The organism is Leisingera sp. ANG-DT, assembly GCF_000813785.1.
GTDB lineage: Bacteria > Pseudomonadota > Alphaproteobacteria > Rhodobacterales > Rhodobacteraceae > Leisingera.
On sequence record NZ_JWLE01000014.1, the window covers coordinates 16227 to 41174 of the forward strand.

Consider the following 24948-nt stretch of genomic DNA (forward strand, 5'->3'; position numbering starts at 1 on the left):
TCCGAAACCAGGCAAATCGCTCTGCAGCAGGTCCGCAAAGGCAGGAATTGCACCGCGTCCATTGCACCCGGATTGACATTCTCCCCTTGCGCCCCACATCCTGCCCCGCCATAGAACCCGGCAAACCGGTCCGAAGAGGTATCAGAATTTATGCCAGTAGTAGTTGTCGAATCCCCGGCCAAAGCAAAAACAATCAATAAATATCTTGGCCCCGACTATACGGTTCTGGCGTCTTACGGGCATGTGCGCGACCTGCCGCCCAAGGACGGATCGGTCGATACCGACAATGATTTCGGCATGACCTGGGAGGTCGCCAACGATTCCCGCAAGCATGTGAAGGCCATTGCCGACGCGCTGAAAGACGACAATGCGCTGATTCTCGCCACCGACCCCGACCGCGAGGGAGAGGCAATCAGCTGGCACCTGCAGGAGGCGTTGACCAAGCGGCGCTCGATCAAGAAGGACACCGCCGTCAGCCGGGTGACCTTCAACGCGATCACCAAGGAAGCGGTGACCGAGGCGATGCAGAACCCGCGCCAGGTCGACATGCCGCTGGTCGAGGCCTATCTGGCGCGGCGCGCTCTGGACTATCTGGTGGGCTTCAACCTGTCGCCGGTGCTGTGGCGCAAACTGCCGGGCGCGCGTTCGGCGGGCCGTGTGCAATCCGTCTGCCTGCGCCTGATCGTCGAGCGCGAGATGGAGATCGAGGCCTTCAACGCACAGGAATACTGGTCCGTGCGCGCCCAGCTGGCCACCCCCCGCGGCCAGGAGTTCGAGGCGCGCCTGACCGTCATGGGCGGCGACAAGCTCGACAAATACAGCCTCAAGAACTCGACCTCTGCTGAAATGGCGGTGCAGGCGGTGGCCTCGCGCAAGCTGTCGGTGCTGTCGGTCGAAGCCAAGCCCGCGGCCCGCAACCCCTCTGCCCCGTTCATGACCTCGACCCTGCAGCAGGAAGCCAGCCGCAAGTTCGGCATGGGCGCGCGCCAGACCATGAACGCGGCGCAGCGGCTCTATGAGGCCGGCCTCATCACCTATATGCGGACCGACGGCATCGACATGGCACCCGAGGCGGTGCAGGAAGCCCGCGCCGAGATCGAAAAGCGCTATGGCGCAGAATACGTGCCGTCCTCGCCGCGGATCTACAAGAACAAGGCAAAGAACGCGCAGGAAGCGCACGAGTGTATCCGCCCCACCGACATGAGCCGCGATGCCGCCAGCCTGAAGGTTTCGGACGATGATCAGCGCAAGCTCTATGATCTGATCTGGAAACGGACCCTGTCCTGCCAGATGGAAGGTGCCCGTCTGGAGCGCACCACCGTCGATATCGGCTCCAGCGACCAGCAGGTCGTGCTGCGCGCAACCGGTCAGGTGGTGCTGTTTGACGGCTTCATGCGGGTTTATGAGGAAGGCCGCGACGATGTGGCGGATGAGGACGACAAGCGCCTGCCGCAGATCATGCAAGGAGAGGCGCTGAAATTCGCATCCTCCTTGGCAGCGCAGGCAGAGAAGGCAGGCAAGGACGCCTCTGTCCTCTCTGAAGACGGTGCCGTGCTGGCGCTGCAACACCACACCCAGCCGCCGCCGCGCTATACCGAAGCGACGCTGGTCAAGCGGATGGAAGAGCTGGGCATCGGCCGCCCCTCGACCTATGCGTCCGTGATCACCACGATCCAGGACCGCGAATACGTCCGCAAGGAAAAGAACCGCCTGTTCCCCGAGGACAAGGGCCGGATCGTTACCATCTTCCTGCTGAACTTCTTCCGCAAATACGTCGGTTACGAGTTCACCGCCAATCTGGAAGAAGAACTGGACGACGTGAGCGCGGGCGACGGCGACTATAAAGAGCTTCTGGGCAAGTTCTGGCGGGATTTCTCGGCAGCCATTGCTGAAACCTCCGAGTTGCGCATCACCGAGGTGCTGGATGTGCTGGATGATGCGCTGGCACCGCAGCTCTATCCGCCGCGTGAAGATGGCACCGACCCGCGCACCTGCCCGAAGTGCGGCGTAGGCCAGCTGCACCTCAAGACCTCGCGCACCGGCGGCTTTGTCGGTTGCGGCAATTACCCGGAATGCAACTACACCCGGCCGATCTCCGGTGAAGGTGCCGAGGGCTATGAGCGTATTCTGGGCGAGGACGACGGCGACGAGATCCACCTGAAATCCGGCCGCTTCGGCCCCTACGTTCAGCGCGGCGAGGCGACGCCCGAGAACAAGAAGCCGCCGCGCTCCTCGCTGCCCAAACAGGGCAAGGATTTCCTGCCCGGCTGGGGCCCGAATGAGATCACCCTGGAACAGGCGCTGACCCTGCTGACCCTGCCGCGCGAGATCGGCCAGCACCCGGACGGCGGTGCGATCCAGTCCAACCTGGGCCGCTTCGGGCCGTATATTGCGCACCAGCTGCCGGATGAGGAAAAGCCGGTTTACGTGAATCTCAAAGAAACCCTGGACGTCTTTGAGATCGGCATGAACCGCGCTGTGGAGATGCTGGCCGAGAAACGCGCCAACCCGGGCCGCGGCCGCAGCCGGGCTGCAGCGAAGCCGCTGAAGGAGCTGGGCGAACACCCCGAAAGCGGCGGTGCCGTCAACATCATGGACGGGCGTTACGGGCCTTACGTCAAATGGGAGAAGGTGAACGCCACCCTGCCCAAGGACGTGGAGCCCAAGGACGTGACCATGGAGATGGCGGTGCAGCTGATTGCCGAGAAGTCCTCCAAGGGCGGCAAGAAAAAGGCAGCGGCGAAGAAGCCCGCCGCCAAGAAGAAACCTGCCGCCAAAAAAGCCTCGACCTAAGTCACCGGTACGATGGCGGCACGCATCAATGCCGCCATCGCCGCCTCATAAGGCGCGGACTCAGCACCTTCGGCAATGGCAAGCGCTGCCCTGTCGAAGGCCGCTGACATCACCGCCGCCAGCGCATCAAGCTCACCTTCTTTCAGGCCCGTGCCCGCAGACGCCAGCCCCGCGCGCAGCGCACTGCGCCCGCCGCCGGCATCAATTTCGTCCATCGCAGCGGCTCCCAGCACAGCGGGCCCGTCCACCAGCAGTATGCGGGCGCGGCCCGGCTTCGCCATTGCGGCAAAGAACGCCCGGCTGCCCGCCTCCAGCCCCTCCCCGCCCGGCACCTTGGCCGCGGCCTCGATTGCCTTGGTAACCGCTTGGGCCTCGGCCTCGGCAACAGCACGGAACAGCGCCTCCTTGCCATCGAAGTGATGGTAAAGCGCGCCGCGTGTCACCTCCGCGGCCTTGACGATTTCCGGCGTTGATGTCTCGGCGTAGCCCTTTTCCGAAAACAGTTTGCGGGCGGCAGCGATCAGCCGCTCACGCATGGCGGCGCGGCGCGCGGTGTTTGGGACGGGAGCATTTCTCTCTTGCATACATGCAGCCTGTATGTTTATTTCCACATACATACAGATTGTATGTTTTTAAAATGAGGTGCAAGATGAAAGTCACTCAATACTATCCGGTGCTGCAAACAAACGATGTTGCGGGCACCGCCGCGTTTTACCAAACCCATTTTGGCTTCCAGCCGGCGTTTGAATCGGACTGGTACGTGCATCTTCAGTCGAGCACTGATCCTGCCGTGAACCTGGCCATCCTGGATGGCACGCACCCCACGGTCCCAGAGGCCGGGCGCGGCAACAGTGCCGGCGTCATCCTGAACTTCGAGGTGGAGGATGCCGCAGCCGAATACACCCGGCTGACCGGCGCCGGTTTGCCGGTGCTGAAGCCGCTCACCGACGAAGACTTCGGGCAGCGCCACTTCATCACGGCAGACCCGAACGGTGTGCTGATCGACGTGATCACCCCGATCCCGCCCAGCGCGGCGTTCGCGGCGCAATACGCCGAAGACGCCCTGCCTGTATGACTTCCGGCCTTGACGGTCTGCCGGAACTGGCGGGCCGTCAAAGCGGCTCCGTAGAAATACGCAGCCGTCTCCGTATTCATTGACTCTGCACCGGCTGAGCGCCAGAACTCCCTGCAACCGGCATAATGGGAGATCTCCATGAAAAAGGTATATTCCAGCGCCGCTGAAGCGCTCGACGGGCTGCTTCACGACGGCATGTTCATCGCCGCGGGCGGCTTTGGCCTCTGCGGCATTCCCGAGCTGCTGCTGCAGGCGATCAAGGACGCGGGCACCAAGGACCTGACCTTTGCCTCCAACAACGCGGGCGTTGATGATTTCGGCATCGGCATCCTGCTGCAGACCCGGCAGGTGAAGAAGATGATCTCCTCCTACGTGGGGGAAAACGCCGAATTCATGCGCCAGTATCTGAGCGGCGAGCTGGAGCTGGAGTTCAACCCGCAAGGCACCCTGGCCGAGCGCATGCGCGCCGGCGGCGCGGGCATCCCCGGCTTTTTCACCAAGACCGGCGTTGGCACCGTGATTGCCGAAGGCAAGATGGAAAAGCAGTTCCCCACCGGGCCGGACGGCGCGATGGAGGATTACATCATGGAGGAAGGCATCTTTGCCGACCTCGCCATCGTCAAGGCCTGGAAAGCGGATGAGACCGGCAACCTGGTGTTCCGCAAGACCGCCCGCAACTTCAACGCGCCGGCCGCGACCTGCGGCAAGGTCTGCGTGGTTGAGGTCGAGGAAATCGTGCCCACCGGCTCGCTCGATCCGGACTCGATCCACCTGCCCGGCATCTACGTGCACCGCATCATCAAGGGTGACCACGAAAAACGCATCGAACAGCGCACCGTCCGTCAGAAGAAGGAGCAAGCATAATGCCTTGGGACCGCAATCAGATGGCGGCACGCGCCGCGCAGGAGCTGCAGGACGGCTGGTATGTGAACCTCGGCATCGGCATCCCGACGCTGGTCTCCAACTACATCCCCGAGGGTGTGGAAGTGACCCTGCAGTCGGAGAACGGCATGCTGGGCATGGGCCCCTTCCCCTATGAGGGCGAAGAGGATGCCGACCTGATCAACGCCGGCAAGCAGACAATCACCGAGCTGCCGCAGACCGCCTATTTCGACTCAGCGCAGTCGTTTGCGATGATCCGCGGCGGCAAGATCGCAATGGCGATCCTGGGCGCGATGGAAGTGGCCGAGAACGGCGACCTGGCGAACTGGATGATCCCCGGCAAGCTCGTGAAGGGCATGGGCGGCGCCATGGACCTGGTGGCGGGCGTCGGCCGTGTGGTGGTGGTGATGGATCACGCCAACAAGCATGGTGACAGCAAGGTTCTGAAAGAATGCACCCTGCCGCTGACAGGCCGGGGCGTGGTGGACCGGATCATCACCAACCTGGGCGTTCTGGACGTTGTCGAGGGCGGGCTGAAGATCGTGGAATGCGCTGAGGGCGTCAGCGAAGACGAGCTGCGTGCAGCCACCGAAGCCACCATCGTGGACTGAGTTTCTATTTCTGAATTTGAAACGGCCCGCCTGTCTCAGGCGGGCCGTTTTCTGTTGCAGCCTATACTCCGGCAGCCAGACCGGGCCGGTGGCGGGGGCGAAGGGTGTGCCAGACTGCCCCCTCAGGCGGGTTGACGATCTCGTACATGTAGACCCGCTTGTTGTACCAGTTGACGATCTTTTCCTGCCCGTCTTCGAACACCACAACGCAATAGCTGCCATCAGCCGGGTCACAGCTGTCCTTGCCCAGCAAGGTTACAATGACGGGATCGGCCAGGTGCCGTTTGAATAGCACGGTGGCTTTGGTCATCTTGCCTGAGGCATAAAGCCCGCCGGCAAAAAGTGCCGCCGCCAGAAGAATGAAACCGCCGCCCGAAAAGTTCCGGAACGGGTTGGACTTTGCGAGGCCGGGGCCAAAGGCCACAAAAATCATCCGGCCGAAGAAACCGACAAACGCAATGGTTCCGAACATGACAAATGTGCTGGTCACCTCTTGCGAGCCCGCGGCCACCGCCGACGGATCAATACCTAAATCCAATCTCTGTCTCCAATGACTTGTACGTCTGAAAATACCGGTCAGAAATCAGTCAACTGGGGCAGCAACAAGGCCAGCCGTCAGGGACACCGGCAATTTTCCGAAAAAACGCAGCGTCAGCCTGATCAAAGGCTTAGCGCACCTAGGGTCAGGACCGCGCAGCCATCGGACAGGACCAACGGCGGCGTCATGCGCGCCCCCCCCGGAAACGCAGCAGATTTGGCCGCCGGGGGCATTTTGCCCTTGGCGGTTTTTCCTTGCAGGTCCCTGTTTCTTTTCTTCGGTCCGTTCGGTTGTGCCTGAGGTCCCAATTAAGGGGGCGGCGCCGCCGGGGTGGAGGTGGACAGACCCCACAGGGGGCCTGCTCGGACAAGCTCGCTTGGACGACCCCCTTTTTATCAGGGCCGGTCTCCGGGTGTTGCCCATTCAGCCGCACAGATGCCTGGGCCTCGTATCATGGTCCCGCGCGCGGGATCCATGGCTGGGGGATCGCGATCATTTGGGAGTGTGGCACAGGGAAATGAGGATCGCGTGAAGGGGGCGTACGCTGGGTGCGCAACACCTTGCGGTGTGCCGTACCCACAGCTTGATGCAAAGGGCGGGCGCCTGCCCGCGGGGTGGCGCCGCAACGCTGGTGCAGGGCAAATTATCCCGGCAACGTCCGTACAAGCTTTCAATGGAGCATTACCCTTTCCAAAGCGCCAGCCCGGTGGGGCGGCCTCTCGCGCATTGCAACGCAATGCGCTGCCGGCAGGCGCTCGCCCGGCGTCTGCGGCTTGATTCCGGGCGGGATTCGCCCGGCTCCCCTTCCCCGGCCACTGGCTGCTGGAACCAAGGGGCGCGCAGGGGGGTCAGTTCTGCATCCGGAACACGCATCCGTCCGACAGGAACAGCGGCGGCGTCATGCACAGGCCCCGCGCCACCTGGTAAGCGGCCAGGACCTTGGGAACGTAGTCGCGCGTTTCGGCATAGGGCGGCACGCCCTGATGGCTGCGCACCGCGCCCTCGCCTGCGTTGTACCCTGCCAGAACCAGCATCGGGTCGCCGCCGAATTCCTTCATCAGCCAGTCCAGGTACCGGATGCCGCCGGAGATGTTCTGCTTGGCTTCCAGGGCATCGCTGACCCCGAACCGCGCGGCGGTGTCGGGCATCAGCTGCATCAGCCCCTGCGCACCTGCGGAACTGACAGCATCGGGCTTGCCCGCAGATTCGACGGCAATCACTGCCAGCACCAAGGCAGGTGACACCTCTGTGCCAATGCTTTCGGTCAGGATCTGCACGCCGCGCTCCTGCACAATGTCCTGCATCAGCTGCAGCCGCGGTGCCGTCAGTCCCTTGGCGCCGTTCAGGGCCTGCATCGCATCGTCCAAACGTCCCGGCCCCGCGCCCTCAATCCCCGACGCGACCTTGTCCCAGAACCAGCCGTAACGTCCCGCGGGCGGCACAGCGGCCGGGTCCCCGGCAGCAGGCGCTGCAGCTGGGGCACTCTCTGCTTCGGGTTCTGGTTCGATCTGCACAGTTATACGCTTGCCCGTTCCCGGCGCCGGAGGTTTGACGCGCTTTGCCTCAAACTCGGGAAAGGGAGTCGCCGCCTCCTGCCCAGACGCGGCCAGGGGCATGGCGCAGAGGGCCAGCGCCAAAACTGCGTTACGCACAAACATTGCTCGGCCTGCTTTTGGTTTTCTTTGGCCTAAGACTCGGAAAACCGGGCCGCAAAATCCAGCATTTCCGCACCAGAATCTGGCGTATTCGCCATATTTGCCCCCAACTGGCGCGGAATTACCACGGGACTCCCGCCAGTAACGATTTTTTAACGCCGCAAAAACAATGCGTTAAGGCATTTCTTTTTGAAAAGTTAAATTTGGGCAGCAATTTCCGGCTTTCAGCCCAAATCCTGCCACGCTGCACTGGCTATATGTATTCATCCAAGCCGGACAGGAACCAAAGCTGGTGAGAGAGCAGGTTCCAGAGCGACGGCAAGGTGAAGCAAATTCAGAGATCCTTTGGAGGGACCATACCATGATCAAGTTCATCAAAAACTTCCGCAAAGACGAAGACGGCGCCGTGACTGTTGACTGGGTCGTTCTGACCGCAGCTGTCGCAGCCCTGGCCGGTGTTGCCTACACCTCCGTTGCAAGCGGCGTGGACAGCGTTGCAGACGCAACCGGCACCGCCCTGACCAACTCCGTGCCGACCACCTACAGCCTGGGCGACAACCCGACCTAAGGTCCGGCTAACGTCTAAGAGAGCTATGGAAGCCGCCTGCCCTCCAGCGGGCGGCTTTCCTCATGGTTTTTGCCGCGCGTAGCGGCTGCGGAGATCCTGCCGCAAAACATGATGACCGGAACCTAAGCAGAGTCTTTGTTCAGCACCCCGGCTGGGCATGCGACCGAAGGAGCGTCATGCGTACTGTATTCGGACTTATTCTCATCCTGGGTGTCGCTTTGGCCGGCGGCGCCGTGATGATGGCGAAAAAATATATCAGCTCATACCAGCAGGCTCTGGCACAGGAACGCGCAGCCCGGGTGGAAGCGGTTCCCACCGTCGACATCTTTGTTGCGACGGAAGAATTGAAATACGGCCACCGGCTGACCAAGGAAAACGTCCGTCAGGTCCGCTGGCCGCAGGAAAGCCTGCCCGAAGGGGTTTTCACCAGCCTGGAGGCTCTGTTCCCGCCGGGTGCAGACGAGACACCCCGTGTCATTCTGCGCACGATGGAGAAGAACGAGGCGATCATGGCCAGCAAGGTCACCCTGCCGGGTGAAGACGCTGGCATCACCTCGCGCCTGGAGCGCGGCATGCGTGCCTTTGCCATCCGGGTGGACGTGTCTTCCGGCGTATCCGGCTTCCTGCGCCCCGGCGACAAGGTGGATATCTACTGGACCGGCCAGGTGCGTCAGGCCGGGGCCGCCGACGGCGAGTTCACCCGCCTCATTGAAACCAATGTCGAACTGATTGCTGTTGACCAAAAGGCAAACAGTGACATCAGCGGCGCCGTAATTGCCCGCACTGTGACGGTCGCGGCCAAGCCGGAACAGGTTGCCGCCCTTGCCCAGGCGCAGAGCACCGGAAAGCTGACCCTGGCCCTGGTTGGCGCGGGCGACGACACCGTTGCCTCAGTGATCGAAGTTGACCAGCGCAAGCTGCTTGGCCTTGGCGCGATTGAGGTGCAGCCGGAGGTGGAACGGGAAAAAGTCTGCACCGTCCGCACCCGCCGGGGCGCGGAAGTCGTGGAAATTCCGATCCCCTGCACCAACTAGAATTTCCATTCTTGCACAGACTGTTACCTTGTTCAGCCGCCCTTCTTTGCCGAAGGGCGGCTGACCTGTCTGTTGCCAAGGCCCCACATCAGCTGCCGCTTAGGAAAGGCCCCGAAGCCATTGATTCTTGCAATAATTCAGGAACTGAACCACAGTGCGGGAAACAGCGGGCAAAAAGACCCGGATTTTGAGGCGTGATCGGAAAGGCAGGTCACATGGCAATTCGACGGTTCGTGGCGGCGGCCCTGATGGGGCTTTCGCTTGTTGGCATACCGACTGCTGATGGGGCATCGGCGCAATCTCTTCGCGTGGTGAAAAAGGGCACGGCGGCGACGCTTGATGTGCCCATGAACCGCGCTGTGGTGGTGGAGAGCGAGACCCCTTTTGCGGAGCTCAGCATCGCCAATCCCAGTATTGCTGACATTTCCTCTCTCTCCGACCGCACCATTTACGTTTTGGGCAAGTCGCCGGGTCTGACCACGCTGACGCTGCTCGATGGGTCCGGCCGGCTGATCACAAACGTCGATGTCCGGGTTGCTGCAGATGTGACGGAGTTCAAGCAGCGGCTGCGCCAGATCCTGCCGAACGAGAAGATCGAAGTCCGCACCGCCAATGACGGCATCGTGCTCTCGGGCACCGTCTCCAGCTCTGCCCGCCTTCAGCGCGCGTTGGATCTGGCAGAGCGCTATGCGCCGGAGCGGGTCAGCAACCTGATGTCGGTCGGCGGCGTGCAGCAGGTGATGCTCAAGGTCCGCTTTGCCGAAATGCAGCGCTCGGTCTCCAAATCGCTCAGCGCCTCGCTCGGCTTCAATGGCGGCACCGGCAACGGCCGCACCGGCGGCGTCAACACTCTGAACACCTCCGGGGCGCTGGCCAACTCGCTGGCGGGCAACATCCCTGCCGCCAACGAAAACACAGGCGCCTTCCTGTTCGGCTTCAACGCAGGCTCCGTACAGGTCAGCCTGCTGCTCGAGGCGCTGGAGCGCAAGGGCGTGGTCCGCACCCTGGCTGAGCCCAACCTGTCTGCCCTGTCTGGGCAGGAAGCGAAGTTCCTAGCTGGCGGCGAATACCCGGTTCCGGTGGCGCAGGAAAACGACGTTATCACCATTGAATTCAAACCTTTCGGCATTGAGCTGAACTTCATTCCGCGGGTGGTTGACGGTGATCTGATCAACCTGGAACTAAACGCCGCTGTGTCCGCGATCGACCCGACCAACTCGCTGGAACTGAACGGCCTGTCGATCGACGCCTTCTCGCGCCGCGAGACCTCGACCACGGTGGAGATGCGCGACGGCGAAAGCTTTGCCATTGCCGGCCTGATCCGGGACGAGTTCCTCGACAACTCCTCGCAGCTGCCCTGGCTGGGCGATGTTCCGGTGCTGGGCGCACTGTTCCGCAGCGCCGACTACCAGCGCGAGCAGACCGAGCTGGTCATCATCGTCAGCGCGCATCTGGTGACCCCGACCCGTGGCGAGGCGCTGACGCTGCCGACCGACCGGGTTGCGCCGCCCAGCGAAAAGGACCTGTTCCTGTTCGGGCGCACCGCCCGCACCAAAAACGGCCCCGCTGCGGAAGTGGCCAAGCAGGACTTCAACGGCTCTTACGGCTACGTGCTGGACTGATAAGGAGTGGCACATATGATCAGAACCGCTGCAATCCTCGGCCTTTTCCTGACCGCAGCCGCCTGTGAACGCGAAGCGGGGCAGGAACTGAACCGCAGGGCGACCTTCGGCGAATCCACCCTCAACAACTCAGCAGTGATGAGCGGCGAGCGCAGCTATGCGATCCAGCTGGCCAACCGGTTTGCCAAGGAAGTTCCGAACACCATCAACTTCGACTTCGACAGCACCCGTCTGGACCAGGCCGCACGTGCAGTGCTGGACCGCCAGGCGCATTGGATCAAGCAGTTCCCGGAAGTGCGTTTCCGGGTCTTCGGCCACACTGACGCGGTGGGCAGCAACGCCTACAACAAGTCCCTCGGCCTGCGCCGGGCGCGTGCTGCGGTGAACTATCTGGTTTCGCGCGGCATCAGCCGCAACCGCCTGGAGGCCGTTGTTTCCTTTGGCGAAACCCAGCCGCTGATCCCCACGCCGGAGCGCGAACGCCGCAACCGCCGCACTGTAACCGAGGTGAGCGGCTTCCTGAAGCGGCACCCGCAGGTTCTGGACGGCAAGTACGCTCAGATCATCTACCGCGAGTATCTGGAAAGCGCGGTGCCGGAATCGACCCTGTCCTCGCAGCAGTCGCTGTCACGGTCGCTGCAGTAAGCCATCAGGCGCCCTACAGCGGTTACGAAGTAGTAACAATTCCCCATATTTGGGGATTTTTGGCCCCAATATCGCCTAGATTGCCGCCGACATTGTTTCCAAGAGGCGGACTGTGCCCAAAGCCCGGTCCGCCCAAGTGAACAAGGATGATGGCGATGAGCAGCGGTATGCCGCAAACAGAAACACCTGCGATTGTTGCCTGCACAGTCAGCCGTGACGTGCAGAATTTCGACCTCCTGATTGAAGACATGGAAACCGCACTGGGTGAAGCCTGGGGCGACCTTGGTTTTTCCGAGGCGCTGGCTTTTTTCAGCCAGGCGGAGGCAGAACCGCTGCAATTCATCGCCCTGGCCATCGACAGCGCCGACGAAGGCGACCTGCCGCTGATGGGCGAGATCATCACCCAGGCCAAGTCCCGCGGCATCAAAGTGATTCTGATTGCCGAGGATGTGACACCGGCGGCACTGCATACACTGCTGCGCCAGGGGGCCGACGAATTTGTCCCCTATCCCCTGCCCGAGCAGGAGCTGCAGGCCGCCATCGACCGGCTGCAGGCCCCGCCGCCGCCAACGGTGCAGAACCCGCACCAGCTGCAAACCGGCAGCCAGCGCGAAGGCGCGGTGATCGTCTGCCACGGGCTGGCCGGCGGCACCGGGTCAACCACCATGGCCGTCAACCTGGCCTGGGAGCTTGCGGCGCTCAGCGAACGCGAGGAGCCCAGCGTCTGCCTGCTGGACCTGGATCTGCAGGCCGGTTCCGTCTCGACCTACCTGGATCTGCCCCGCCGCGAGGTGGTGATGGAAATGCTGAGCGAATCCGAAAGCATGGACGAGGATCTGTTCGGCCAGGCGCTGCTGCCGTTCCAGGAAAAACTGCAGGTTCTGACCGCGCCTTCCGAAATGGTGCCGCTGGACCTGCTGTCGCCCGAGGACATCACCCGCGTCATCGGGCTGGCACGCAGCCACTTTGATTTTGTCGTTATCGACATGCCGCACACATTGGTGCAGTGGTCCGAAACGGTGCTGAACATGGCCCATATCTATTTCGCGCTGATTGAGCTGGACATGCGCTCTGCCCAGAACGCGCTGCGGCTGAAACGGGCGCTGCAGGCCGAAGACCTGCCCTTCGAAAAACTGCGCTTTGCCCTGAACCGGGCGCCGAAGTTTACCGATCTGACCGGCAAGAGCCGGGTTAAGCGGATGGCGGAGTCGCTGGGCATCTCGATCGACCTGCAGCTGCCTGATGGCGGCAAGCAAATCCTGCAGAGCTGCGATCACGGGCTGCCGCTGGCCGTCTCTGCCGCAAAGAACCCGTTGCGCAAGGAAATCGCCAAGCTTGCAGCTTCGCTGCATGAGCTGGGCCGCAATGAAGCAGAAGCCGCCTGAACGGTTTGAATTGGGGGTGAGTTGATGTTTTCCAAGTACAAGAAACAGGCCGCGAAACCTGCAGCACCGGCGCCGGAGCCAGCGGCAGCGCCCGCGGCCTCGGCCAAACCGGCCGCCAGCCTGCGGCGTCCCGTGCAGCGCAAGGCTGCCGAAGCGCAGCCGATGGACAAGGAGCGCAAGCGCAAGGAGCGGCTGAGCGAGATCAAGATCCAGCTGCACCGTGATCTGCTGGAGAACCTGAACCTGTCCGCACTGGAACGCGCAGGTGAAGCGGAGCTGCGCACCGAAATCTCCACCATTGCAACTGAGATCCTGGCCGAAAAAAGCATCGTGCTGAACCGCGAGGACCGGCAGCAGCTGAACAAGGAGCTTTATGACGAGGTCACCGGACTTGGCCCGCTGGAAGCCCTGCTGCAGGACGAAACGGTCAGCGATATCCTGGTGAACGGCCCGCATCAGATCTTTGTCGAGCGCAGCGGCAAGCTGGAACTCAGCGACATCGCCTTCAAGGATGAAAAGCACCTGATGCGGATCATCGACAAGATCGTCTCTGCCGTGGGACGCCGTGTCGACGAATCCAATCCTTATGTGGACGCCCGCCTCGCTGACGGCTCCCGCTTCAACGCGATGGTGCCGCCGATTGCGGTGGACGGCTCTCTGGTGTCGATCCGGAAGTTCAAAAAAGACAAGCTGGGCATTGATGATCTGGTGAATTTCGGTGCCTTCACCGAAGAAATGGCAGCCTATCTCCAAGCCGCGGTTTCGACCCGCCTGAACGTCATCGTCTCCGGCGGTACCGGTTCCGGTAAAACCACCACGCTGAACGCGCTGTCGTCCTTTATCGACAACGCCGAGCGCATCCTGACCATCGAGGATACCGCGGAACTTCAGCTGCAGCAGACCCATGTGGGCCGGATGGAAAGCCGCCCGCCCAACGTCGAGGGCAAGGGCGAGGTTTCCCCCCGCGACTGTCTGAAAAACGCGCTACGGATGCGTCCCGACCGCATCATCGTCGGCGAGACCCGCGGCGAGGAAGTGATCGACATGCTGCAGGCCATGAACACCGGCCACGACGGTTCGATGACCACGATCCACGCCAACTCTGCCCGCGACGGCATCTCGCGTCTGGAAAACATGATCGCCATGGCCGGTATCGAAATGCCGATCAAGGCCGTGCGCAGCCAGATCGCCTCAGCTGTGAACCTGATCGTGCAGGCCTCGCGCCTGCAGGACGGCTCGCGCCGGATGACTTCGATCACCGAAGTCACTGGCATGGAGGGCGACGTGATCTCGATGCAGGAAATCTTCCGGTTCCAGCGCGTCGGCCTGACGCCGGACAACAAGATCATCGGCCATTTCACCGCCACCGGCGTGCGCAGCCACTATTCCGAGCGCTTCCGTCTTTGGGGCTATGACCTGCCGCCGTCGATCTATGAACCCACAGTGATGGAGCAGCGCTGATGGAGCTGAGTTCAGAACCGCTTATCTATGGCGCGATCTTCTTTGGCGTCCTGGCGCTGGTGGAAGGCCTGTATCTGTTTGTCTTCGGCAAGTCGATCAGCCTTAACAGCAAGGTGAACCGCCGGCTGGAGATGATGGAAAAGGGCGGCAACCGCGAGCAGGTGCTGGAGCAGCTGCGCAAGGAGCTGGGCCAGCACGCCAAGTCGCAGTCGATCCCGCTTTACTCGCTGCTGTCGGAACGGGCGCAGAAGGCGGCCATCGCCTTCTCCCCAAAGCAGCTGATCCTGATTATGGCAGGTCTGGCAGGCATCGCCTTTGTCGGCCTCGGCATAGGCACCAGCGCGCCGCTGCCGGTGCGTGTGCTGGGCTCTGTCATAATCGGTGTCGGCGCGGTGTTCTTTTGGGTCAACAAAAAGGCCGCCAAGCGCATGGCACTGATCGAGGAGCAGCTTCCCGACGCGGTGGAGCTGATGGTGCGCTCCCTGCGCGTCGGCCACCCGTTTACCTCTGCCGTGCAGATCGTCGCCAATGAGGTCGAGGATCCGCTGGCCACCGAATTCGGCATCATCTCCGATGAATGCGCCTATGGCCGCGACGTTGGCGAGGCGCTCAAGGAAATGGCGGAGCGGCTCGATATGCAGGACATGCGCTTCCTCGCGGTTGCGGTGACGATCCAGCAGCAGTCGGGCGGCAACCTGGCCGAGGTCCTGGCGGGCCTGGCCAAGGTGATCCGTGCCCGTTTCCGCCTGTTCCGCCGCGTGAAGGCAATCACCGCCGAGGCGCAATGGTCCGGCAAGTTCCTGTCCGGCTTCCCGCTGCTGTGCCTGATCGGGATCCTGGTCAAGGACCCGGGCTACTATGACGAGGTGATCGACCATCCCTGGTTCATTCCCGCCTGTTTTGCAGTGGGCGTGATGCTGACCGCCAACCTGATTGTCATGCGCGTGCTGACAAACATCAAAGTGTAAGGAGCGGATCGTGGATTTTGTAACCGGTATTGACGGCTTCCTCACATCGCAGTTCGGCGAGTTCGGACCGCTCCTGGCGCTTGGCATTGCGGGCATGTTCATGATCCTGCTCGCTATTCCCTTACTGCTGAACCAGCCGGAAGACCCGCTGAAGAAGCTGCAGAAGAATATCAAACCCGAAACCCGGCAGAGCACGCAAAAAGAGCGCCTGAGGCAGACCAGCCGCAACGAGCAGCTGCAGAAGTTCGCCAACTTCCTGGAGCCGCAGAACGCGGATGAGCTTTCCGCGATGGAGCTGAAACTGCGCCAGGCGGGCTATCACTCCAAGGACTCGGTGCGCCTGTTCCACTTCGCCCAGTTTGCGCTCGGCCTGCTGGGGCTGATCGGCGGGCTGTTCTTTGTCTATGTGATCAAGGCGGACATCGACTACGACAGCCAGCAGATGGCGCTGCGCATCATCGCACCTGGCGGGGCGGGCTATATGCTGCCGAAATACTGGATCACCCGCCGCATCGGCGAACGCCAGCAAAAGATCACCGAGGGCTTCCCCGATGCGCTCGATATGATGCTGGTCTGTGTCGAGGCCGGCCAGTCGCTGGACCAGGCCATTGTGCGGGTGTCTCAGGAACTGCACGCGTCCTTCCCGGAACTGGCTTCGGAATTCGAAGTCGTCGCTTACGAACTGAAGGCGGGCAAGGAAAAGGACAAGGTGCTGCGCGACATGGGCACCCGCTGCGGGGTGCAGGATGTGTCCTCCTTCGTGACGGTGATGATCCAATCCGCCAGCTTCGGCACCTCAATCGCCGATGCCTTGCGGGTTTATGCCGGGGAAATGCGCGACAAGCGCGTGATGCGCGCCGAAGAGGCCGCAAACAAGTTGCCCGTGAAGATGACACTTGCCACAATGGGGCTGACAGTCCCGCCGCTGCTGATCATTCTTGTTGGTCCGTCGGTGCAGGGCATCATGAACATGGGCAATATGGGACCCCAGTAATGAAAACGGCACTACGGGCAGCTTCTGCCCGTCTGCTCAAGGTTACAGCTGCCGCCAGCGCCCTCGCGCTGGCGGCAGCGTGTTCGACCAGCGGGCTGAAACAGGACAAGGGCAGCCCCTGGGCACCCGGGGATGATCACCGTCAGGAGGCCGCAGACGGGCTGGTAGTCGGCCACCGGCTGATGGCAGCGGGCGAACACGAGCTGGCCCTGGAGGCCTTCACCCGCGCCGCCCTGGATCACGGGCTGACGGCGGAGGTGCTCTCGGGCATGGGCAGCGCCAAACTGGGCCTCAGGCGGCTCGGCCAGGCCGAAGACCTGCTGCGCCAGGCCGTGGACGCGGATCCCGCCTGGCCGGAGCCGATGAACAACCTTGGCGTGGCGCTGATGGAGCGCGGAAAGACCGCCGAGGCGGTGCAGGTCTTCCAGCGCGCCTATGCCCTCGACAATGGCGAAAGTGACGCAATCCGCGATAATTTACGCCTGGCCCTCGCAAAACTTGAAAATCCCGCGCATAGTGAGCCTCAAAAAGAAGACTATAAATTGGTGCGGCAGGGCAGCGGCAGCTACCTGATTCGCGAAGCACCATAACAGAGGCAGAGCAGTAAAAAGGACGCACAAAATGCGCCAGCAGATTTTCCTATCCGCTTCTCTGGCAGGGGCGCTGGTCCTGTCGGCCTGCGCGGACAAAGCCGATGAAACCGTTGAACGCGCGTTTCAGGAAGTGAACGTCATCGACGAAAGCAACCTCAACGATGTCATGCTGTCGGTGGCCGACCCGAACGAAGCGGTGACCCACTTCCAGCGCACGCTCAAGACCAGCCCGGACCGGATCGATCTGCAGCGCGGCCTGGCGCATTCGCTGATCCGCGCCAAACGCACCACCGAAGGCACCGCCGCCTGGAAGAAAGTGGTGACAATGAAAGGCGCCACCAGCGAGGATCACGTGCAGCTGGCCGGCGCGCTGGTGCGCAGCGGCGAATGGGATGCGGCCAAGGCAGAGCTGGACCAGGTGCCGCCAACCCATGAAACCTATGAACGCTACCGGCTGGAGGCCGTTGTGGCCGACGCCAATAAGGACTGGAAGCGCGCCGACAGCTTCTATGAAATCGCCGTCGGGCTGACCACCACACCGGCCAAGGTGATGAACAACTGGGGCTATTCCAAGCTGACCCGCGGCGACTTTGCCGGTGCGGAGCGCCTGTTCGGCGAGGCCATCCGCCAGGACCAGGGCCTGTTTACTGCCAAGAACAATCTGGTGCTGGCCCGCGGTGCGCAGCGCAATTACACCCTGCCGGTGATCCCGCTGGAGCAATCCGAACGCGCGCTGCTGCTGCACACGCTGGCCCTGTCCGCTGTCAAACAGGGCGATGTCAAGGTTGGCGAAAACCTGCTGCGCGAGGCGATTGATACCCACCCGCAGCACTTCGAAGAAGCCGCGCGCTCTCTGGCAGCGCTGGAAAACGGCTGAGCCATGCAGTTCCCGGCCCACGCAGCCCTGTGGTTCCTGCCGTTCGTGCTGCCGATCTGTTACACGGTGGCGCTGACCGATCTGCGCGGCATGCGCATCCCCAACTGGACGGTTGACCTGCTGGCAGTGATCTATGTGGTCATTGGCGCGCTGGTTATGCCCAGCTGGGCGGACTATGGCTGGCACCTGCTGCACCTGCCAGTGGGCATTGCGCTCGGCTTCCTGTTCTATGCCGCAGGGGCCGTTGGTGCAGGGGACGCCAAGTTTGCCGGTGCCGCCGCGCCCTTTTTCGCGCTTGGCGACCTGCGGATGCTGATGGTTGTCTTTGCCGCCACCCTGCTGGCCGGCTTCACCGCCCACCGGATTGCCAAGCACACGCGCCTGCGCCAGCTGGCGCCGCAATGGCAGAGCTGGGACACCGGAAAGAGCTTTCCGATGGGCCTCTGCCTGGGCGCCACCCTTGCCCTCTACCTCGGCCTCGCCGCGCAATTCGGCAGCTGATACTGGCAGGCACCGCCCGGCCTGCGGTTTCGGGCGGTCCATAAAACTGCGGTGGATTTCACGCCCCTTTCGCGGAAATGCTGCAGCTCTGCCCCGCTGTTGCCACAGTCCTGAATAGTCTGTTTCCAGGAGCGCCCCGCCGGCCGGGGCCGGATATGGATATCAGGGACAGGCACCGCCATGAACATGCAAAACCTCACCGTTGTGGCCCCTCCCGCCCCCAAGGGGCTGGAACAGATGCAGCTGCCGCTGGTGATGATGCGGGATATCCTGCTCAAGACCATCTTCCGCAAGAACGTGGAAAACGTGACCGAGATCGCCGAGGCGATCTGCCTGCCCTCCTCTGTCACCCAGGAGCTGGTGGATATGGCCCGCGAGCAGAAGCTGCTGGAGGCCACCGGCACGCTCAACGCCAACAGCGGCAACGAGATGGGCTACCAGCTGACTGACGCGGGCAAGGCGCGGGCGCTGGATGCGCTCAGCCAGTCCGAATACTTCGGTGCCATGCCGGTGCCGCTGGCGGTCTACCGCGAACAGGTGAAGCGCCAGTCGATCCGCAACATCCAGGTGACCCGCGATCAGCTGACCAATGCGATGGGGCATCTGGTGCTGCCCAACAGCCTGCTGGATCACCTCGGCCCCGCGGTCAGCGCAGGCCGCTCGATCCTGATGTACGGCCCGCCGGGCAACGGTAAATCCTCAATCTCCAACGGCATCCGCGATGCGCTGGGGGATCATGTCTATGTGCCGCGCGCCATCGAATATTCCGGACAGGTGATCACCGTCTTTGACCCGATCGTGCACACCGAGGTTGAACAGGAGCCGGAAGACCCCAACGCCCTGCGCCGCCGCCGCCGCTTTGACGAGCGGTACGTGATGTGCGAGCGCCCCACCGTGATCACCGGCGGCGAACTGTCGCTGGACATGCTGGATCTGGTCTACAACCCGACCGCGCGCACCTACCAGGCGCCGCTGCAGCTGAAATCCACCGGCGGTATCTTCATCGTCGACGACCTTGGCCGCCAGGCGGAACCGCCGCAGTCGCTGGTCAACCGCTGGATCGTGCCGCTGGAAGAAAACAAGGACATCCTGGCACTGCAATCGGGTGAAAAATTCGAGGTGCCCTTTGACACGCTGGTGATCTTCTCCACCAACTTCCACCCGAATGAGATCTTCGACCAGGCGGCGCTGCGCCGGATCTTCTTCAAGATCAAGATCGACGGGCCGAACCAGGAGAACTTCCTCAAGATCTTTGCCATGGTGGCCCGCAAGAAGGGCATGCCGCTGGACGAGGCGGCGCTGGTGCATCTCTTGAAGAAGAAATACCCGACGATCAACAACATCTACGCCAACTACCAGCCGGTGTTCCTGATCGACCAGATGATCTCGATCTGCGAGTTTGAGGGCATCCCCTACCAGATGTCGCCGGAGCTGATCGACCGGGCCTGGGCCAATATGTTCGTCAAGGACGAGCACATCGTGAAGTGATGAAAAAGGGCGGGGTCATCCCGCCCTTCCGTTTTCTGCGGTCAGAACTTGCCGTTGTCGTGCGCCATCTCCGCCGGGATCGGGCTGACGGTATCCCAATGCTCGACGATCTTGCCGTCCTCCACCCGGAACAGATCAAAGAACGCCATCGGTGCTTCCCCCAGGCTGCCCTCTGAGGCGGTGAAGACAAAGTTCCCCTCGGCCACCACAATCGGGGTGCTGGTGTAAGCCAGCGCCTGGCCGGTTTCCGCCAGATGCTGAATCATTCCGCCAAGCGCCTCCAGACCGTCACCGATGTTCGGGTTGTGCTGCAGGTAGGTCTCTGTTGAGACGTAGCTGGTGATCTTCTCCGGCGCCTTGCCGTGCAGAACATCAGTGACAAAGCCCTGCACCAGCGCCTTGTTCTCTGCCGTCTTGTCCAGGTCGGTGATCTCCACCGTGCCGTCAGTCAATGTGCGGCCCGAGGCGTTCGGCGCGGCGGGCGGCTGCAGGTTGTCCCAATGCTCGGCCACCTTGCCGTCTTCGACCCGGAACACGTCAAAGGCCACCAGCGTCTCTCCGCCAAAGGCCTGGGCATTGCCGAAAGTGCTGTGCAGCACCACCATGTCGCCCTCTGCAATCACCCGGTGGACCTCCATCGTGACACCGCTTTCCTTCAGCGCCGGAATGAAGCCGATAATGGGCGCAGCCCCGGTCGGCACCATCGGGTTGTGCTGGATATAGCCCGGCGCCAGCAGCTGTTCCGCCGCCTCCGGGTCGAACGAGGTGAAAATCGCCGCTACGGCATTCAGAACGATTTCTTTCGCACTCATCGGATGTCCTTTCGAATCGCATTGTCGTGACAGCTCAATGTGGTATTCTTTCTGCACCAGATATCAATTACGCACTATATGGGAACCAGGTATGCTTCCAGTAACCGCCCTCTCCAAGGACCAAGCCGAGAACTGCCCGATCCGGCAGGTTCTGTCGCAGGTGACAGGCAAATGGCAGATGCTGATCGTGCTGGTGCTGGAGGACGGCGCGCTGCGGTTCGGCGCCCTGCGGCGCACCATCGGTGATGTGACCCAGCGGGTGCTGACCGAGAACCTGCGCAAGCTGGAGCGTGACGGCTATATCACCCGCAGCGTCGACCCCGGCCCGCCGGTGGCTGTGTCCTATGCGCTGACGCCCCTGGGGCAGGAGCTGCTGGAGCACATGAAAACGCTCACCATCTGGGCCGCCGGGCGGCATCAGCAGGTTCTGGATTCCCGTAACGCCTATGACAGCAAATGACATTGCAATGAGTGGCAAAGCCTCCCAGATTCCGCAGGATGAGTGACACCGCCCCTGCCCTGCCTGAAGCGATTGAAAACTGGTTCTCCGCCCGCGGCTGGACCATCCACCCGCATCAGCAGGCCATGCTGGCGCGGGCCGCGGCCCCCTGCACCCTGCTGATCGCCCCCACCGGCGGCGGCAAAACCATGGCGGGTTTCCTGCCGACGCTGGCGGAACTGGCGGATGGAACCCACGAAGGCTTGCACACCCTCTACATTTCCCCGCTGAAAGCGCTGGCCGCCGACATCAAGCGCAACCTGCGCACGCCGGTCGAGGAAACCGGCCTGCCGATCCGCATCGACGACCGCACCGGCGACACGCCCGCCTCCCGCAAGAGGCGGCAGCGCGCCGACCCGCCGCATATCCTGCTGACCACGCCGGAAAGCCTGGCGCTGCTCACCTCCTATGAGGACGCTGCCCGTACCTTCAAGGGGCTGAAACGGGTAGTGGTAGATGAAATCCACGCTCTGGCCGAAAGCAAGCGCGGCGATCAGCTGATGCTGGCGCTGGCGCGGCTGCAGACGCTGTGCCCGGATCTGCGCCGGGTGGGGCTGTCGGCCACGGTGGATGACCCGCAGGCCATCGCCAGCTACCTCGCCCGCCACCCGGACCCCTGCGATATCGTTCTGGCCGACCCCGGCCCTGCACCGGACATCCGGATGCTGGAAACCGAAGAGGCCCCGCCCTGGGCCGGCGGCGGCGCAGCCTATGCGATCCCCGCCGTGATGGAGCAGATCAAGGCGCATAGGACCACGCTGATCTTCCACAACACCCGCGCCCAGGCGGAAATCTTCTTTCACAACCTCTGGCTCGCCAACGAGGACGCCCTGCCGATCGGCATCCACCACGGCTCGCTCGACAGGGTTCAGCGGGAACGGGTGGAGGCGGCGATGGTCCGGGGAGAGCTGCGCGCGATCGTCTGCACCGGGTCGCTGGACCTAGGCATCGACTGGGGCGACGTGGACCTTGTGATCCAGATCGGCGCGCCAAAGAACGTGAAACGCCTGGTGCAGCGCATCGGCCGCGCCAACCACCGCTACAATGCGCCCTCCAAGGCGCTCCTGGTGCCTGCAAACCGGTTTGAGGTGGTTGAATGCCGCGCTGCGCTGGAGGCGGTGCGCGAAAACGATCTGGACGGCGCGCCGCGCGGTCCCGGCCCCCGTGACGTGCTGTGCCAGCACATCCTGATTGCCGCTTGTTCAGGCCCGTTCGATGCAGATGACCTTTATGCCGAGATGACCCAAGCCGGGGCCTATGCCGGTCTGACCCGCGCCGCATTCGATGCCTGCCACACCTTCTGCGCCACCGGCGGCTACGCGCTGAAAGCCTATGATCAGTGGCAGCGCCTGCTGCAGCGCCCGGACGGCAAGTGGCAGCTGCGCGACCCGCGCGCGGCGCAGCGCATCCGCATGAACCTGGGCACCATTCAGGACGCTGACCTGATCAAGGTCCGCCTGAAACGCAGTCGCGGCGGCAAACCTTTGGGCGAGGTGGAGGAAGCCTTTGCCGCCACCCTCACCCCCGGTGACACCTTCCTGATCGGCGGCCAGACCGTGCGCTACGAGGGCCTGCGCGAAATGACCGTGGAGGTCACCCGCAACCCGGGGCGCAAACCCAAGATCGCGGTGTTCTCAGGCACAAAATTCGCCACCTCCACCCAGCTCAGCGCCCGCATCCTGGCGATGTTCAAGCAGGACAGCTGGCCCTCCCTGCCCCGCCACACGGCGGAGTGGCTGGAGCTGCAGCGGGAAGTCTCCGAACTGCCGCGTGCTGGGCGGCTGCTGATCGAAAGCTTCCCGCATGACAGCCGCGAGCACATCTGTGTCTACGGTTTTGCCGGGCGCAATGCCCAGCAGACCCTGGGCCTGCTGTTGACCAAGCGGATGGAGGAGCTGGGGCTTGATCCGCTGGGTTTTGTCGCCACTGACTACGCCACCCTGATCTGGGGTCTGCAGGAAGTCACTGACCCCGCGCCGCTGTTCGACCCCGATGCGCTTCGCGACGGGCTGGAGGGCTGGCTGGCCGGCAATGCGGTGATGAAACGCTCCTTCCGCGGCGCCGCCACCATCGCGGGCCTCATTGAACGCAACACGCCGGGCGCGCGCAAGAACGGGCGGCAGGCGACGTTCTCCTCCGACATCCTCTATGACACGCTGCGCAAGTACGACCCGGATCACCTGCTGATGGACATCACCCGAGAGGAAGCGCTGCGCGGGCTGGTGGATTTCGGCCGCATCGAGGAGATGCTGGAGCGGACCCGCGGCCGCATCACGCTCAGGCGGCTGGAGCGGATCTCTCCCCTAGCAGCGCCTTTGCTGCTGGAGGTTGGAAAGGTCCCGGTCAAGGGCGCGGCGGAGGAGAAACTGCTGCAGCAGGAAGCCGCGGCGCTGATGCAGCAGTCCGGGCTGGACAAGCTGCAGTGATACCTTCTTGGGTTCAGGAACCCGTTAGGCGCTCAGGTAGACGACCGCAGCAACAGCCGCCATGACGACGGCCGCCCCCCACCCTAAACCCAATAGTCCCAAGCGCATCTGAATCGGTTTCAGAGGATCTGACTTGTCTCTTAGAACGGCATGTAGCAAGTGAAATCCGGTCCGTTTCCAAATCACCCCTTCCTCGCGCAGAGGCGCGTAGACCGGGTTTTGCAATTCGCGGCGGTACAGCAAAAACGAGACAACGAAAATCAGAATGACAGCGACTCCAGCCATGTTTTCCCACTGTCTCCATCAGCGACATCTTAACCTGCCCTGCTTGCATAGACTGCGCCACCCGTTAAAGGCAACTGCATGACCGGATATGATTTCATCCTCGCAGGCGCCCGCCTCACCGCCCTTGGCTCCGGCGCGCTTTGGTGGGCCACGCAGCGCCTGATCTGTGTCTCCGACCTGCATTTGGGCAAATCCGAGCGCCACATCCGGCGCGGCGGCAGCGCCCTGCCGCCTTATGAGACGCGGGACACGCTCATCCGTCTCGCCAAACTGGTGTCTGCCCTGCGGCCGGACACGGTGGTCTGCCTCGGCGACAGTTTCGACGATGACGCCGCCTCGCGGGCCTTGCCGGAAGCGGAGCAATTGCAGCTGGGTGCCCTTATGCAGAATCGCCGCTGGATCTGGATCACCGGCAACCACGACCCCGCCCCTGCGGATCTGGGCGGTGAACAGATGGCAGAGTTGCATCTTGCCTCCCTCACCTTCCGCCACATCGCCGATCCTGCGGCAGCAGCAGAGATCTCCGGCCACTACCATCCCAAGGCGCGGGTGCGCAGCACCTCCCGCCCCTGCTTCCTGCTGGACCAGTCACGCCTCATCCTGCCCGCCTTCGGCACCTATACGGGCGGGTTGCGCAGCTCCGATCCCGCGCTCACCTCCCTGATGAAAAGGGACGCGCTGGCGATCCTCACCGGCCCGCAGGTGCTGCCGGTTCCCATGCCCCGCTAAGTGGCGCAGCGTCACAGGCCCTTTGCTATCCGGCCTCTTCTATGCTTGGCGCAACCAGCAGAAGGAAAGAAGTGATGGACGACCGCATCCGCAGCAGTTTCGCCAAGCAAAGCATGATGCAGACACTGGGCGCGGAGGTCGCCAGCGTTTCGCCGGGCGAAGTGGTGATCACCACCCCGATCCTGCCCGGCAGCCGCCAGCAGCACGGTGTGGCCCATGCGGCGCTCAGCTTTGCCATCGGCGACACCGCCGCGGGCTATGCGGCGCTGACGATGATGCCGGAGGGCAGCGAAGTGATGACGGCGGAGATGAAGATCAACCTGCTTGCCCCGGGCGCCGGCGACTATTTGCGTGCCACCGGCAAGGTCATCAAACCGGGGCGCCGCCTGGTGATCGTCACGGCAGAGGTCCATGCGGTGACAGGCGAAGAGGAAAAGCTGGTCGCGCTCCTGCAAGGCACCATGGTGCCCGTCTCCGCTTAAACGCCCCTCATTTCATCTTTCCAAA

Annotated in this window: 25 protein-coding genes; 20 read left to right on the forward strand and 5 right to left on the reverse strand. The window is 62.8% G+C overall.

Annotation, left to right across the window (positions count from 1 at the left end; all coding sequences use genetic code 11):
- Nucleotides 1-150: 150 nt before the first annotated feature.
- On the forward strand, nt 151-2793 hold the full coding sequence (topA, locus tag RA21_RS14540) for a type I DNA topoisomerase (protein ID WP_039150118.1): 2643 nt from the start codon (nt 151-153) through the stop codon (nt 2791-2793).
- Here the strand turns inward: topA and RA21_RS14545 are convergent.
- Nucleotides 2790-3329, reverse strand: coding sequence for a TetR/AcrR family transcriptional regulator (locus RA21_RS14545; RefSeq protein WP_019298344.1), 540 nt, complete (start codon nt 3327-3329; stop codon nt 2790-2792). The genes topA and RA21_RS14545 overlap by 4 nt on opposite strands.
- Before the next feature lie 113 nt (nt 3330-3442).
- Between RA21_RS14545 and RA21_RS14550 the strand changes: the two genes are divergently transcribed.
- From RA21_RS14550 to RA21_RS14560, 3 genes are all read left to right on the forward strand, one after another.
- Nucleotides 3443-3868, forward strand: coding sequence for a VOC family protein (locus RA21_RS14550; protein ID WP_039150121.1), 426 nt, complete (start codon nt 3443-3445; stop codon nt 3866-3868).
- A gap of 138 nt (nt 3869-4006) precedes the next feature.
- Nucleotides 4007-4732, forward strand: coding sequence for a CoA transferase subunit A (locus tag RA21_RS14555; RefSeq protein WP_019298342.1), 726 nt, complete (start codon nt 4007-4009; stop codon nt 4730-4732).
- A complete protein-coding gene (locus tag RA21_RS14560; RefSeq protein ID WP_019298341.1) occupies nt 4732-5361 on the forward strand; it encodes a CoA transferase subunit B in 630 nt (209 codons plus the stop codon). Before RA21_RS14555 ends, RA21_RS14560 begins: the two co-directional genes overlap by 1 nt.
- Nucleotides 5362-5422: 61 nt before the next feature.
- On the opposite strand, the gene RA21_RS14565 is transcribed toward RA21_RS14560, so the two are convergent.
- Together RA21_RS14565 and RA21_RS14570 are read right to left on the reverse strand one after the other, a co-directional pair.
- Nucleotides 5423-5899: a hypothetical protein gene (locus RA21_RS14565; RefSeq protein ID WP_019298340.1), complete on the reverse strand. Its 477-nt coding sequence runs from the start codon at nt 5897-5899 to the stop codon at nt 5423-5425.
- 848 nt (nt 5900-6747) lie between these two features.
- Nucleotides 6748-7557, reverse strand: coding sequence for a lytic transglycosylase domain-containing protein (locus tag RA21_RS14570; protein WP_152610556.1), 810 nt, complete (start codon nt 7555-7557; stop codon nt 6748-6750).
- Nucleotides 7558-7915: 358 nt separating this feature from the next.
- On the opposite strand from RA21_RS14570, the gene RA21_RS14575 reads away from it, so the two are divergent.
- The 12 genes from RA21_RS14575 to RA21_RS14630 all read left to right on the forward strand — a co-directional run bounded on the left by RA21_RS14575 (nt 7916) and on the right by RA21_RS14630 (nt 19690).
- Nucleotides 7916-8122, forward strand: a complete 207-nt coding sequence (locus RA21_RS14575) for a hypothetical protein (protein WP_019298338.1) — start codon at nt 7916-7918, stop codon at nt 8120-8122.
- Nucleotides 8123-8298: 176 nt separating this feature from the next.
- Nucleotides 8299-9156, forward strand: a complete 858-nt coding sequence (gene cpaB / locus RA21_RS14580) for a Flp pilus assembly protein CpaB (protein ID WP_019298337.1) — start codon at nt 8299-8301, stop codon at nt 9154-9156.
- Between the two features lie 215 nt (nt 9157-9371).
- Nucleotides 9372-10778, forward strand: a complete 1407-nt coding sequence (locus tag RA21_RS14585; RefSeq protein WP_029205052.1) for a type II and III secretion system protein family protein — start codon at nt 9372-9374, stop codon at nt 10776-10778.
- A gap of 15 nt (nt 10779-10793) precedes the next feature.
- Nucleotides 10794-11423, forward strand: a complete 630-nt coding sequence (locus tag RA21_RS14590) for an OmpA family protein (protein WP_019298335.1) — start codon at nt 10794-10796, stop codon at nt 11421-11423.
- Nucleotides 11424-11578: 155 nt separating this feature from the next.
- Nucleotides 11579-12808: an AAA family ATPase gene (locus RA21_RS14595; protein WP_029205051.1), complete on the forward strand. Its 1230-nt coding sequence runs from the start codon at nt 11579-11581 to the stop codon at nt 12806-12808.
- A gap of 24 nt (nt 12809-12832) precedes the next feature.
- A complete protein-coding gene (locus RA21_RS14600; RefSeq protein ID WP_039150124.1) occupies nt 12833-14269 on the forward strand; it encodes a CpaF family protein in 1437 nt (478 codons plus the stop codon).
- Nucleotides 14269-15237, forward strand: coding sequence for a type II secretion system F family protein (locus RA21_RS14605; protein ID WP_039150127.1), 969 nt, complete (start codon nt 14269-14271; stop codon nt 15235-15237). Before RA21_RS14600 ends, RA21_RS14605 begins: the two co-directional genes overlap by 1 nt.
- Nucleotides 15238-15247: 10 nt before the next feature.
- Nucleotides 15248-16231, forward strand: coding sequence for a type II secretion system F family protein (locus RA21_RS14610; protein WP_019298331.1), 984 nt, complete (start codon nt 15248-15250; stop codon nt 16229-16231).
- Nucleotides 16231-16821 carry a tetratricopeptide repeat protein gene (locus RA21_RS14615; protein WP_039150130.1) on the forward strand — a complete coding sequence of 197 codons (591 nt, stop codon included), beginning with the start codon at nt 16231-16233 and terminating at the stop codon, nt 16819-16821. Before RA21_RS14610 ends, RA21_RS14615 begins: the two co-directional genes overlap by 1 nt.
- 31 nt (nt 16822-16852) lie before the next feature.
- Nucleotides 16853-17701 (forward strand): tetratricopeptide repeat protein, encoded by an 849-nt coding sequence (locus RA21_RS14620; RefSeq protein ID WP_019298329.1) that lies wholly within the window; start codon nt 16853-16855, stop codon nt 17699-17701.
- A 3-nt stretch (nt 17702-17704) separates the two neighbouring features.
- Complete coding sequence (locus RA21_RS14625; RefSeq protein ID WP_039150133.1) at nt 17705-18202, forward strand: prepilin peptidase; 498 nt, start codon at nt 17705-17707, stop codon at nt 18200-18202.
- A 180-nt stretch (nt 18203-18382) separates the two neighbouring features.
- Nucleotides 18383-19690: an ATPase gene (locus RA21_RS14630; protein ID WP_039150136.1), complete on the forward strand. Its 1308-nt coding sequence runs from the start codon at nt 18383-18385 to the stop codon at nt 19688-19690.
- Between the two features lie 41 nt (nt 19691-19731).
- Here the strand turns inward: RA21_RS14630 and RA21_RS14635 are convergent, their stop codons facing one another.
- The gene (locus tag RA21_RS14635) at nt 19732-20502 is read right to left on the reverse strand and encodes a nuclear transport factor 2 family protein (protein ID WP_039150137.1); all 771 of its coding nucleotides are present in this window, start codon (nt 20500-20502) and stop codon (nt 19732-19734) included.
- 91 nt (nt 20503-20593) lie between these two features.
- On the opposite strand from RA21_RS14635, the gene RA21_RS14640 reads away from it, so the two are divergent.
- Nucleotides 20594-20962 carry a winged helix-turn-helix transcriptional regulator gene (locus RA21_RS14640; RefSeq protein ID WP_039150139.1) on the forward strand — a complete coding sequence of 123 codons (369 nt, stop codon included), beginning with the start codon at nt 20594-20596 and terminating at the stop codon, nt 20960-20962.
- 38 nt (nt 20963-21000) lie between these two features.
- Entirely contained in the window at nt 21001-23427 is a 2427-nt protein-coding gene (locus tag RA21_RS14645) for a ligase-associated DNA damage response DEXH box helicase (RefSeq protein ID WP_039150142.1), read from the forward strand.
- A gap of 24 nt (nt 23428-23451) precedes the next feature.
- Here the strand turns inward: RA21_RS14645 and RA21_RS14650 are convergent, their stop codons facing one another.
- Complete coding sequence (locus RA21_RS14650) at nt 23452-23712, reverse strand: hypothetical protein (protein WP_039150145.1); 261 nt, start codon at nt 23710-23712, stop codon at nt 23452-23454.
- Nucleotides 23713-23790: 78 nt separating this feature from the next.
- Between RA21_RS14650 and pdeM the strand changes: the two genes are divergently transcribed.
- Entirely contained in the window at nt 23791-24441 is a 651-nt protein-coding gene (gene pdeM / locus RA21_RS14655) for a ligase-associated DNA damage response endonuclease PdeM (RefSeq protein ID WP_039150148.1), read from the forward strand.
- A 74-nt stretch (nt 24442-24515) separates the two neighbouring features.
- Nucleotides 24516-24923, forward strand: a complete 408-nt coding sequence (locus RA21_RS14660) for a PaaI family thioesterase (protein WP_082008959.1) — start codon at nt 24516-24518, stop codon at nt 24921-24923.
- The last annotated feature ends 25 nt before the right edge of the window (nt 24924-24948 follow it).